Origin of the sequence: Streptomyces durbertensis, assembly GCF_014156695.1 — a bacterium.
GTDB lineage: Bacteria > Actinomycetota > Actinomycetes > Streptomycetales > Streptomycetaceae > Streptomyces > Streptomyces durbertensis.
Map to the genome: position 1 here is coordinate 1 of NZ_WMLF01000163.1, position 10908 is coordinate 10908.

Annotated in this window: 13 protein-coding genes and 1 pseudogene; 1 reads left to right on the forward strand and 13 read right to left on the reverse strand. The window is 73.6% G+C overall.

Features of this window, described 5'->3' with window-relative positions; all coding sequences use genetic code 11:
• Positions 1–339, forward strand: a pseudogene (locus GL263_RS28850) (hypothetical protein); the annotation flags it as partial.
• Here the strand turns inward: GL263_RS28850 and GL263_RS13110 are convergent.
• From GL263_RS13110 to GL263_RS13170, 13 genes are all read right to left on the reverse strand, one after another.
• Positions 323–1039, reverse strand: a complete 717-nt coding sequence (locus tag GL263_RS13110; RefSeq protein ID WP_182855854.1) for an alpha/beta fold hydrolase — start codon at positions 1037–1039, stop codon at positions 323–325. The pseudogene GL263_RS28850 and the gene GL263_RS13110 sit on opposite strands and share 17 nt — an antisense overlap.
• Positions 1036–2262 carry a kynureninase gene (gene kynU / locus GL263_RS13115; protein ID WP_182855855.1) on the reverse strand — a complete coding sequence of 409 codons (1227 nt, stop codon included), beginning with the start codon at positions 2260–2262 and terminating at the stop codon, positions 1036–1038. Before kynU ends, GL263_RS13110 begins: the two co-directional genes overlap by 4 nt.
• The gene (locus GL263_RS13120; RefSeq protein WP_182855856.1) at positions 2255–3067 is read right to left on the reverse strand and encodes a tryptophan 2,3-dioxygenase family protein; all 813 of its coding nucleotides are present in this window, start codon (positions 3065–3067) and stop codon (positions 2255–2257) included. Before GL263_RS13120 ends, kynU begins: the two co-directional genes overlap by 8 nt.
• Before the next feature lie 298 nt (positions 3068–3365).
• Positions 3366–3779: a DUF3151 domain-containing protein gene (locus GL263_RS13125; RefSeq protein ID WP_182855857.1), complete on the reverse strand. Its 414-nt coding sequence runs from the start codon at positions 3777–3779 to the stop codon at positions 3366–3368.
• 84 nt (positions 3780–3863) lie between these two features.
• On the reverse strand, positions 3864–4403 hold the full coding sequence (locus tag GL263_RS13130) for a DEAD/DEAH box helicase family protein (protein WP_182855858.1): 540 nt from the start codon (positions 4401–4403) through the stop codon (positions 3864–3866).
• Positions 4404–4465: 62 nt separating this feature from the next.
• Positions 4466–4780, reverse strand: coding sequence for a DUF3618 domain-containing protein (locus GL263_RS13135; RefSeq protein ID WP_182855859.1), 315 nt, complete (start codon positions 4778–4780; stop codon positions 4466–4468).
• The gene (locus GL263_RS13140) at positions 4777–5208 is read right to left on the reverse strand and encodes a phage holin family protein (RefSeq protein ID WP_323379378.1); all 432 of its coding nucleotides are present in this window, start codon (positions 5206–5208) and stop codon (positions 4777–4779) included. Before GL263_RS13140 ends, GL263_RS13135 begins: the two co-directional genes overlap by 4 nt.
• 136 nt (positions 5209–5344) lie before the next feature.
• Complete coding sequence (locus tag GL263_RS13145; RefSeq protein ID WP_182855860.1) at positions 5345–6493, reverse strand: YihY/virulence factor BrkB family protein; 1149 nt, start codon at positions 6491–6493, stop codon at positions 5345–5347.
• Between the two features lie 133 nt (positions 6494–6626).
• Positions 6627–7649, reverse strand: a complete 1023-nt coding sequence (gene fbaA, locus GL263_RS13150) for a class II fructose-bisphosphate aldolase (protein WP_182855861.1) — start codon at positions 7647–7649, stop codon at positions 6627–6629.
• 268 nt (positions 7650–7917) lie between these two features.
• On the reverse strand, positions 7918–8457 hold the full coding sequence (locus GL263_RS13155) for an orotate phosphoribosyltransferase (RefSeq protein WP_182855862.1): 540 nt from the start codon (positions 8455–8457) through the stop codon (positions 7918–7920).
• A gap of 121 nt (positions 8458–8578) precedes the next feature.
• The gene (locus GL263_RS13160) at positions 8579–9394 is read right to left on the reverse strand and encodes an aldose epimerase family protein (protein WP_182855863.1); all 816 of its coding nucleotides are present in this window, start codon (positions 9392–9394) and stop codon (positions 8579–8581) included.
• A 142-nt stretch (positions 9395–9536) separates the two neighbouring features.
• A complete protein-coding gene (locus tag GL263_RS13165) occupies positions 9537–10664 on the reverse strand; it encodes an SRPBCC family protein (RefSeq protein WP_182855864.1) in 1128 nt (375 codons plus the stop codon).
• Between the two features lie 100 nt (positions 10665–10764).
• A partial coding sequence (locus GL263_RS13170) for a phosphotransferase-like protein (RefSeq protein WP_228456476.1) occupies positions 10765–10908 on the reverse strand: 144 nt, incomplete at its 5' end.

Below are 10908 nucleotides of genomic sequence, written 5' to 3' on the forward strand. Positions count from 1 at the left end.
TTAAGAGACAGGTGGTGGGTGCTGCGGCGGCACGTGCCGGGCGCCTGGTGGTGGGTGCCGGCGAACGTGGCGGCGTGGGGGGCCGGTCTGGCGGCGTTCGCGCTGGTGTCGACACCGCTGTGGCGGGAGGGGCAGGGCCCGGTGCTGGTGGCGCTGATCGGCGCGGGCGCGGGGCTGGTGATGGCGGCGACGGTGGCGGCCGTCACCGGCTGGGCGCTTGTGCGGCTGCTGCGGCACGCCCGGGTGGCTGCCCCGGAGGCGGTGCGCGTGCCGGTGCGGGCGGGGTGGCCTGCACCGGCACGTCCGGGTCCCCACGGCGGGGCTACGCCCGGCGGATGATGTCCAACAGGACGCCGTACGCGGGCTTCTGGGGGTGGAAGGCCGCGAAGTGGCCGACGCCGGGCAGGAGATGGAGCCTGGCGCCCCAGTTGTTGGCGTAGCGGCGGGAGAGTTCGATCGGTACGTCCTGGTCGGCCGTGCCGTGCAGCACCTCCACCGGCACGCGCGGCAGCAGCCGCATCGGGTCGGCTTCCGGCAGCAGTCGGCGCACCTCGGCGTGGCCGCCGAGGAACTCCGTGACGGCGCCGTCGCTGAGCCCGAGGTCGTAGGCGCGGGACAGGTCGGCGACGGGCGCGACGGCCACGACCCGGTCGGCGGCGCGGTCCCGCCGGGCGGCCGCCCACAGCGCGAGCTGGCCGCCGGCGGAGTGGCCGAGCAGCACCTTGGGCGGGCCGCCGAGGTGGTCGAGTGCGGCGTCGACGTCCGCGGAGGTCTCGGCCCAGCCGCCGCCTCCGCCGACCCGGCGGTACTCGACGAGTTCGACGGAGAAGCCCGCGGCGCCGAGCGCCGCCGCGAACGGTGACAGGTGCCGCCGGTCGTACGCCTCACGCCAGTAGCCGCCGTGCAGGACGGTCACCCGGGGACCTCCCCGGGGGCCGTAGCGGTCGACGACCTGCGACGGGTGCGGCCCGTACGCCTCGCTGCCCACCGGATCGGGCCGGTCCAGCGACACCAGCGCCGACCACTCCGTACCGCTCACCCGACGACCTCCCCCAGCACCCGTGCGGCGCGTTCCACATCGGTGAACGAGGTGTACAGCGGGGTGAAGCCGAAGCGCAAGACACCGGGCCGGCGGTGGTCGCCGACGATGCCGCGGGAGATGAGTTCGGCCATGACCGGCTCGGCGTCCTCGCAGTACAGCGAGACCTGGCTGCCCCGGCGGTGGTGATCGAGTGGAGTGACGCACTGCAGGCGCCCGGGGGGCGTGTACCGCTCGACGCAGTGCAGGAAGAAGTCCGTGAGCGCCAGCGACTTGGCCCGTACGGCGCCGACGTCGACGCCGTCCCACACCTCCAGGGCGGCCTCCAGCGCGAGCATGGACAGCAGGTCGGGTGTGCCGACGCGGCCGGCGCGGACGTCCCGGGCGGGCGCGTAGTCGGCCGTCATGCCGAACGGGTCGCGGTGCGAGTGCCAGCCGGGCAGCGGCGAGTCGAACGCGGCCTGGTGCTCCCGGCGGAGGTAGAGGAACGCGGGTGAGCCGGGGCCGCCGTTGAGGTACTTGTAGGTGCAGCCGACGGCGAAGTCGACACCGCGGGCGTCGAGTTCGACGGGCAGGGCGCCGGCGGAGTGGCAGAGGTCGGCGATCAGGTAGGCGCCGGCGGCGTGCGCGGCGGCGGTGATGCCGGCCAGGTCGTGCAGTTCGCCGGTGCGGTAGTCGACGTGGTTGACGAGGACGGCCGCCGTGCGCGGGCCGACGGCGGCGGGCATCTCGGCGGGCGTCACCGGGCGCAGGGCGCGGCCCGTGAGCCGGGCGGCGGAGGCCGCGAGGTAGCCGTCGGTGGGGAACGTGGTGGCGTCGACCAGCACCTCGTCGCGTTCCTCGCCGGCCATCCGGACGGCTCCGACGACGGCCTTGAAGACGTTGACCGAGGTGGAGTCGCCGACGACAACCTGGCCGGGCGCGGCGCCGACGAGCGGGGCGATCCGGTCGCCGATCCGCTCCGGCGCCTCCCACCAGCCGCTCTCGGTCCAGGAGCGGATGCGCATGCTGCCCCACTCGTGGGCGACGACGTGCGCCAGGCGGTCGGGGACGGCACGCGGCAGCGCACCGAGGGAGTTGCCGTCGAGGTACACCGTCTCCGGCGAGTCGTCGAGGACAAAGGCGTCCCGCCGGTCGGCGAGCTTGTCGTCGGCGTCGAGGCGCAGCGCCTCCCGCTGGAGGTCGGCGGGCGCGGCGTCGGGGCTCATGGGAGTCTCAGACATGGCTGCGGGCCGTCCACAGCTCGGGGAAAACGTTCTTGCGGGCGCGCTTCTCCAGCCAGGCGACCCCGGCGGACCCGCCCGTGCCCTGCTTGGAGCCCATCGCGCGGCGGGTGGCGACGAGGTGGTCGTTGCGCCAGCGCCAGACCAGTTCCGCGACCTCCGTCAGCGCCTCGCCCAGCCGCGCCGGGCCGGCGTGCGGGTCGCCGGAGTAGACGGCCGTCCACACGGCCTCCACGCCCGGGTCCGGCTCGTAGCGCCGGGTGACGTCCCGGGTCAGCACGTGCGCCGGGATCTCCAGGCCCTGCCGGTGCAGGTGGAACAGCACCTCGTCGTAGAGGCTCGGCTCGTGCAGCGCCTTCTCCAGCTCGTCGTGCACGCGCGGCGCGCCCCGGTGCGGCACCAGCATCGACGCCGACTTCTCGCCGAGCAGGAACTCCATCCGCCGGTACATCGCCGACTGGAAGCCCGAACCCTCGCCCAGCGCCGCGCGGTAGGAGTTGAACTGCGCGGGGGTGAGGTGTGCCAGCGGCTCCCACGAGGCGTTGAGCGACTTCAGCTCGTACGTCGAGCGGCGCAGCGCGGCGAGCGCCGTGTCCAGGTCGTCCTGCCGCAGCGCGCCGGCGGCGGTCTGCCACTCGTGGACGATGACCGTGAACCACAGCTCCATGACCTGCGTGGTCACCAGGAACACCATCTCGCCCGGATCGTCCGACAGCGGATGCTGGAGGTGCGTGAGTACATCGGCCTGGACGTAGTCCTCGTAGGGCGTCGTCCCTGCGAAGTCCAGGTTCGGGGTCTCCGACATTGGGGGTCTCCTCAAAACTCACCCGGGGTCGCCGGGTCGTCCCGGGCCGCCGGGCCGTACCGCGATCATCACCGCCCGGCGACGCCGGGAGCAAGCGTCGATCCCCACAGAGTTACCAGGCCGGACCGGTCCGACACGGCAATGGCGAGGATCGGCCGGACCACTGGAACGCGCGCCTGCGGCGCCCCGCCCCCGACCAGGCGCGACGCCCGCCGGGGCGGCGGACCGCACGGACGGGGCGCGGACGGGACGAGCCCGGCGCGCGCGGGGCGGCACCGGGCTCGACACGACCACGGGCTCAGGACAGGGTGGCCGCCGCGGTGGGCGAGCTCTCCTTCAGGAACGTCGAGCAGCGCTCGTACTCCTCGGTCTCGCCGATCTCCTTCGCGGCGCGGGCGAGGGCGTGCAGGGCGCGCAGGAAGCCGCGGTTCGGCTCGTGCTCGAACGGCACCGGGCCGTGGCCCTTCCAGCCGTTGCGGCGCAGGGCGTCCAGCCCCCGGTGGTAGCCGGTGCGGGCGTACGCGTACGACTCGACGACGCGGCCGGCGGCAAAGGCGTCGTCCGCGAGCTGCGCCCAGGCGAGGGACGAGGTGGGGTGCTTGGCCGCCACCTCGGCGGGATCCGCGCCGCCGGCCAGCAGCTCGCGCGGCTCCGGGTCGTCGGGCAGGTGGGTCGGGGGCGGACCCCCGAGAAGGTTCTCGTGAATGGCCATGGCCCCCAGTGTGCCTGCCCGCGCCCCCCGACGCGCCGACGCGGGGCGCCCACGATCGTCCCGGCGCCGCGTCCGGCCCGCGACTCACCGCCGGCCGGCCGCCTCCAGGACGGCGCCCGCGACCTCGATGACCGAGCGGCCGGAGGTGTCCACGGAGAAGTCCTCGGGCCGGGCGCGGTCGAGTATCCCGGTCAGCTCCCCGGCCCGCCGCAGATGCCAGCGCAGCCCGTCCTCGTCGTCGTGGTGCCGCCGGACGAGACGTTCCCGCAGCGCGGCCGGGTCGGCCGTCAGCCGGCACACGGACAGCTCCGCGCCCACCGCCGCCCGGTAGCGCGCGCGGTCCCGGCGGCACTCCACCACGCCGGCCAGGACCAGCCGGCGCGCGCCCGCCTCGAAGTGGTTCCGCGCGAGCGCGCGCAGGTTGCGGAGCTGGAGGCCGAGGTTGAACGGGTCGTCGGCGGGCGCGGGCCAGAACTGGCACAGCCGGTCCAGGTCCACAACCGCGTGCGGAATCCGGGCCCGCGTCAGCGCGCCGGAGGCGGCGTCGGCGACGGACGTCTTGCCGACGCCGACGGTTCCGGTGATCAGCAGCGCGCGGCGCTCGACGCCCAACTCGGAGGCCATGGGGGGGACCTTAGGGCCCACCCGCCGCGTCGACAGGCAGTTTTTTGCACCCGTCAGCCGCGTCAGCCGCGCCGGCGGCGCCAGGCGAGCCACAGGATCGCGGCGCCCGCGACGGCCAGCAGTGGCCACGGCTTCTGACGGGCGGTGCGTACCGACTGCTCCGCCCGGCGGCGTACCGGCTCGGGAGCCTTCTCCTCCCAGATCCGTCCGGCCTTCTCCTGGACGTGACCCGCCTTCTCCTGGACGCGGGCCTTGACGTCCGCCTTGGCTGCGAGGGAACCGACGGTCTCGCCGAGTTCCCTGCGGGTCTGCTCCACCTGCTCGCGCAGCTCCGCCACGCTGTCGGCGGTCGGCTCGTCGTGAGGAGGCTGGGTCATCGCTGCACCTTTCCCTTGATCTCGGCCACGTCGGCCTTCACGTTCTCGATCGTCTGCTGCGGCGCGGCCGGGGTGGCCCGGCCGACCTGGCTCCTCCCGGCCAGGGCCATCACCCCGGCGATGATGCCGAGCGCCACCGTCACGATCAGTGCGGCGGCCCAGACCGGCAGGGGCACCGCCAGGGCCGCGATCGCCGTGACGACGAGGGCCTGGAGCGCCAGGAAGCCGACGACGCCGGCGCCTCCGAAGAGGCCGCCGCCCTTGCCGAAGTGCCTGCCCTTCTCCTTCATCTCGGCCTGGGCGAGTCTCAGCTCACCGCGCACCAGTTCCGTGAGTTGCCGTGAGGCCCGCTGCACCAGCTCGCTCACCGGCTCCTGCTCGGCGCTTCGCGCCCCGGGCTCGGTGGGGTGCTGCCGGGTGTTCGCCACGGTGATCACCTCCCGTCCGACTGACCGGCCCGCGCCGCGCCGCGACGAGGGCCTTCCGATGCGAGGTCGGGTACCCGGAACGACGCGCTCCACAACCCTCGGCGCGGACGCGTCACGGGCCGTTCACACAAGCGGATCATCCCGTTTCGTCCGGCGAGTGGCGGTGCGGCTGGTTGTCGTCGACGCGGCGACGGTCCCAGTCGTCCCACTTCCGGGTGTCGCGGGGCCGGGTATACGGCTCCGCCTTGGGCGGGTGGCCGCCGGCGATCGCCCGTTGCCGCACGAGTTCCGCGTCGAACTCCAGGCCCAGCAGGATCGCCAGGTTGCTGATCCACAGCCACACCAGGAAGACGATGACGCCGGCCATCGTGCCGTACGTCCGGTTGTACGAGGCGAAGTTCGCGACGTAGAAGGCGAAGCCGGCGGACGCGGCCAGCCAGATCAGCAGCGCCAGGAAGCCGCCCGGCGTGATCCACCGGAACCCCCTGCCCGCGACGTTCGGGCCGGCCCAGTACAGGATCGCGATCATGAGGATGACCAGCAGGACCAGGACCGGCCACTTGGCGATCGACCACACCGTCAGCGCGGTGTCGCCGATCCCGAAGGCGGCGCCGGCCTGCCGGGCGAGCGGACCGGTGAACACCACGATCAGCGCGCTCGCCACGGCCAGGAGCATCAGCACGACGGTCACGCCGACCCGCAACGGCAGGATCTTCCACACCGGGCGCCCCTCGGGCATGTCGTAGACGGCGTTCGAGGTGCGGATGAACGCGCCGACGTAGCCGGACGCCGCCCACACCGCCAGCACCAGACCGACGATCGCCATCACCGAGCCGACACCCGCGTTGCCCTGGAGCTGCCCGACCGCGTCGGTGATCACGTCCCGGACCGCGCCGGGCGCCAGCTCTTGCAGGTTCTCCAGCACCCGGTCGGTGACGTCCCTGCCGGCGAGGCCCAGCAGGGAGACGAGGACCAGCAGCGCGGGGAAGAGGGACAGGATGCCGTAGTAGGTGAGCGCGGCCGCCCGGTCGACCAGCTCGTCGTTCCTGAACTCCCGCAGGCACCCCTTGAACAGCCCGCGCCACGACTGTTTGGGCAGCTCGCTGGGGCTGTCCGGGGCGGCCGCCTCCACCTCGGGCGACGGGCCAGCCTCCACCTCGGGCGGCGGACCCGCCCCGGCCTCGGGCGACGGGCCCGCCCCGGTCTCCGGTGAGGGCTCGTGCGCCGTGTCGTCGCGGCCTCGGCGGCGGCGGTCGGCTTCTCCGTTCGGTTCCGGCTGCGTCATCTCCGCCGGGTTACCGGAACCGCCCCTCTCACACCTGGCCGGTCGTATCAGATTCCGCCGTACGCCGGAGGGAGGGCCGGACGAGTCCGGCCCTCCCTCGTTGCACGCTCACCCTGACGGGTGGGGGTGGGTGTTACTTCAGCTTCGTGCCGGTGGAGCGCAGGTCGGCGCAGGCCTTGGTGACACGCTCGGCCATCGACGCCTCGGCCAGCTTGCCCCAGGTGCGCGGGTCGTACGTCTTCTTGTTGCCGACCTCGCCGTCGACCTTCAGCACACCGTCGTAGTTGGTGAACATGTGAGCCGCGACGGGGCGGGTGAAGGCGTACTGGGTGTCGGTGTCGAGGTTCATCTTCACCACGCCGTTGTCCAGCGCCGTGGCGATCTCCTGCTCGGTGGAGCCGGAGCCGCCGTGGAAGACGAAGTCGAACGGGTTCTGCTTGCCGTACTTGGCGGCGACGCCCTCCTGGAGGTCCTTCAGCAGCTCCGGACGCAGGACGACGTTGCCCGGCTTGTAGACGCCGTGGACGTTGCCGAACGAGGCGGCCAGCAGGTAGCGGCCCTTCTCGCCCAGGCCCAGCGCCTCGGCGGTGCGCAGCGCGTCGTCGACGGTGGTGTACAGCTCGTCGTTGATCTCGTGGGTGACGCCGTCCTCCTCGCCACCGGTCGGGGTGATCTCGACCTCGAGGATGATCTTCGCGGCGACGGCCAGCGCCAGCAGTTCCCTGCCGATCTCCAGGTTGTCGCTCAGGGTCTCCGCCGAACCGTCCCACATGTGGGACTGGAAGAGCGGGTTCTCGCCGCGCTCGACGCGCTTGCGGGAGACCTCCAGCAGCGGACGTACGTAGCCTTCCAGCTTGTCCTTCGGGCAGTGGTCGGTGTGCAGCGCGATGTTCACCGGGTACTTCTCGGCGACGATGTGCGCGAACTCCGCCAGCGCCACCGCGCCGGTCACCATGTCCTTGATGTACTGGCCACCGAGGAACTCGGCGCCACCGGTCGAGATCTGGACGATTCCGTCGCTCTCGGCCTCGGCGAACCCGCGAAGCGCCGCGTGCAGCGTCTGCGTCGAGGTCACGTTGATGGCCGGGTAGGCGAACTTGCCAGCCTTCGCCCGGTCGAGCATCTCGTTATAGACCTCGGGGGTTGCGATGGGCATGTGTCCGCTCCTTGGGAGATCTGCGGGTGTGCATGGGGTGGATTGATGTACGACCCTGACCGTTGGGCGACGTCATCGTCGTCGCCCATCTTCCCAGACGAGGCCGGAGCCGCCAGAGGGGCTGTCCGGGGGGTGGACGCCGCGCCTCACGGGGATGTGCCCCCGCTGGCATGTTTCACGTGAAACCTGCCAGCGGGGTGAAGTCGGCCACCGGCCCGCCCCGCCGGGGCACCGACGAGCCGCCCCGCCGCGCCCCGGACGCCAGCCGTCAGGACAGCCCGAGGTCGTTCAGGTCGTAGGCGTAGAGGTAGTCGAGGCCGGCCTCGGCCATCGCCGGGGCCGCGCTGCGCTCGACGATCGTGGCGACCGCGACGACCTCGGCGCCGGCCTCCCGGGCGGCCTCGACGGCGGTGAGCGGCGAACCGCCGGTGGTGGAGGTGTCCTCCACGATCAGTACCCGCCGGCCCTTGATGTCCGGGCCCTCGATGCGCCGCTGGAGGCCGTGCGCCTTGCCGGCCTTGCGGACCACAAACGCGTCCAACGTGCGGCCCCGCGCGGCGGCCGCGTGCATCATCGAGGTGGCGACCGGGTCCGCGCCCAGGGTCAGCCCGCCGACGGCCTCGTAGTCCAGGTGGGCGGTCAGGTCCAGCATGACCTGACCGGTCAGCGGGGCCGCCTCCCCGTCCAGGGTGATCCGGCGCAGATCCACGTAGAAGTCCGCCTCCTTGCCTGAGGAGAGGACCACCCGGCCGTGCACCACGGCCTTTTCCTTGATCTGTCGCAGCAGCTCAGCACGCACGTCGCTCATGAACCCTCACCCTAAGCCAGCCGCACACCGCCACCGCCCCGGCCACGGACCGCGCCGCCTCGGCATCCTCCGGCCGCGCGTCGCCCGCGTACTCCGACTGCGCGGCTCCCGCGTCCTCCGCTCACCGCTCGTGGCGGCGCCAGCTCCAGGTCGTGGACAGTTCGAGCGGTGAGATGGGGGTGACCAGCCGGGGGTGGGTGTTCAGGCCGTTGGGAGGACCGGACTGCGGCTCCACACACACCGCCGCCTCCTGCTCGTCGTAGACCACCGCCCACTCGGTCCGGCTCGCGACCGTCAGCTCCAGCTCGCCGGGCCAGGTCAGCGTCGCCGAGACACCGTCCGGCATGCCGAACGCGTCGTCCCACGGCCCGCTGCCCGGCTCCACCCGCCGCCCGGTCGGGATGTGGTGCTCGTCGCGCTCCTCCCGCCACGCGGGGTCGAACTCCAGACGTACGTCCTCACCGCCCTGGCCGAGGTTGCGGCGGAACCAGGGGTGCCAGCCGACCTGCGCGGGGAACGAGTCGCCGAACGTCTCCACGCCGAGGGTGAGCGTCAGCGAACCACCGTCACCGGACAGCTCCACAAGCTGGTTGACCGTCCCCGGCCACGGCCAGGGGTCGCCCAGCTCGCGGACAAACGCCGCCGAGCGCTCGTCCGCCCGGGCCGTCCGCCACGGCTCGTCCCGCACCAGGCCGTGCATGGCGTGCCCGGTCTCGTCGACCGGGAGCTGGTACGTCCCACCGCCGCTGCGGAAGCGTCCGCCGGCGGTGCGACCGCACCAGGGGGCCATCACAAACGAGCCGAACTCCGCTCCCTGGCGCAGCAGTTCGACGCCGCCCACCCGGAGCGAGGCGAGACGGCAGCCCGCCCCCGGCCGCACCACAACCTCGGTGTCCTGTGCCCGCAACCGGACTTCCTCGTTACTCAGCGCACTCACGCCGCAAGCGTACGGCCTGCGCAGCGGCCGGCGCGGCGGGCCCACAGGCCCGGCGGCGTCGGCGTCTCGACCGCGTCGGCGTGGCGTCGGCGTCGGCGTGGCGTCGGCGTCGGTGTCTCGGCGGCCTCCGGGAGCGCGGGGCTCAGCGGCGACGGCGGAGTGCCCGGGTGAGGATGACAACCGAGGCCACCGCCAGGGCGGCCGCCGGGGCCGCCCAGCGCAGGGTGGCGCCGGTGGTGGTCGGCTCGGGCGGCGGGACGGGCGCGTACCGGCCGCGCGGCGGCGCGTGGTCGACCTCCTCCGCGCTGCGGCCGATCATCGTGCGGCGGGCGTGCGCCGCCTCCGCCGGCGGCGGCCCGGCGGGCTCGGGGAACACCACCGCGTCACCGCCGCCGTCGAGGTCGGCGTCGTCCTCGTCGGCGTCGACCTCGACGAACTCGTCAAGATCGTCGAAGCGGCCGCCCTCCGCCTCGTCCCGCATGCCGGATTCGGCTGTGGCGGGTTCGGCGGTGTCGGAGTCCGCGGTGTCGGAGTCGAACACGTCGGCGTCGTCCACGTCGTCGGCCAGCGGATCGAGGGACGGCGGCGGGATCTCGGTCTCGAAGACCGACGGCTTGTGACGCTCCTCGCGGGTGTCGTCGGACTCCGGATCGGCGGCGGCCTCCCCTTGGCCGGCCGAGGCCTTCTGCTGGTCGGCGGCGGTCGCGGCCTGCTCGCCGCCCGCGTCCGGGGACGTCTCGGGGGCCGGGATGCCGGGGATGACACGGGCGTTGTCGTCGTCGGACGGGTCGGCCGACAGGCTCTCGGCGAGAGCCGCGCCGAACCGGTCCAGCAGCCGGCGGGCCGCCGCCGCCAACTGGTCGGCGTCGAACTCGGCGAGGCGGCCCGTGCCCTCGGCGCCGCCCGCGAAGGCCAGCACCGTGCCGCCGGGCGGCCCGTCGCCCGCGGGACCGGCCTTGCCGGGTCCGTAGGAGGGCCGGGGGGTGACGGTCAGCCGCATCCGGGCCGTACCGCTGCCACGTGCCTCGCTGCCCTCGGCGAGGATGGAAAAACCGTTCTGCTCGGCGCTGAGGCGCATCATGCCGCGATAGGTGATCGTGGAGCCGGCGACCCGTACCCGCAGCCGCCCACGGACCACGGCGTCGTCCGCCTCGTCGGCGTTGACGGCGTCGAGCTTCAGGCCCGGCACGCACCGCATGCCGCGCTCGGGCTCCGCGAGCGCGGCCCGTACCGAACCGACCGGAAACGGAACGTACACCTCGTGCTCCATGCCGGGAGCCTACCCACGAGGGCGCCGACATGCGCCCCTCCGCGCGCCCCCGCGTGCCGCGCCCGACGCGGTCGTCGGACGCGGCCGTCGGACGCTGTCGTCAGACGACGTGGGCGGCGATCTTCCGCGCGCAGTCCAGTGCCTCGGTGTCCGTGGTGTCCACCTCCAGGTCGTAGACCACCTCCCGGTGGACCGCCTCCGCCTGCGACGCGGCCATCCCGGCCAGCCGGTCGCCCCTGGCCAC

What these genes read in the sequence shown, in the direction of transcription:
- kynU (WP_182855855.1), bottom strand. Translation starts at nt 2,262, where the DNA reads ATGTCTGAGACTCCCATGAGCCCCGACGCCGCGCCCGCCGACCTCCAG.
- GL263_RS13120 (WP_182855856.1), bottom strand. Translation starts at nt 3,067, where the DNA reads ATGTCGGAGACCCCGAACCTGGACTTCGCAGGGACGACGCCCTACGAG.
- GL263_RS13125 (WP_182855857.1), bottom strand. Translation starts at nt 3,779, where the DNA reads ATGGCCATTCACGAGAACCTTCTCGGGGGTCCGCCCCCGACCCACCTG.
- GL263_RS13130 (WP_182855858.1), bottom strand. Translation starts at nt 4,403, where the DNA reads ATGGCCTCCGAGTTGGGCGTCGAGCGCCGCGCGCTGCTGATCACCGGA.
- GL263_RS13135 (WP_182855859.1), bottom strand. Translation starts at nt 4,780, where the DNA reads ATGACCCAGCCTCCTCACGACGAGCCGACCGCCGACAGCGTGGCGGAG.
- GL263_RS13145 (WP_182855860.1), bottom strand. Translation starts at nt 6,493, where the DNA reads ATGACGCAGCCGGAACCGAACGGAGAAGCCGACCGCCGCCGCCGAGGC.
- fbaA (WP_182855861.1), bottom strand. Translation starts at nt 7,649, where the DNA reads ATGCCCATCGCAACCCCCGAGGTCTATAACGAGATGCTCGACCGGGCG.
- GL263_RS13155 (WP_182855862.1), bottom strand. Translation starts at nt 8,457, where the DNA reads ATGAGCGACGTGCGTGCTGAGCTGCTGCGACAGATCAAGGAAAAGGCC.
- GL263_RS13165 (WP_182855864.1), bottom strand. Translation starts at nt 10,664, where the DNA reads ATGGAGCACGAGGTGTACGTTCCGTTTCCGGTCGGTTCGGTACGGGCC.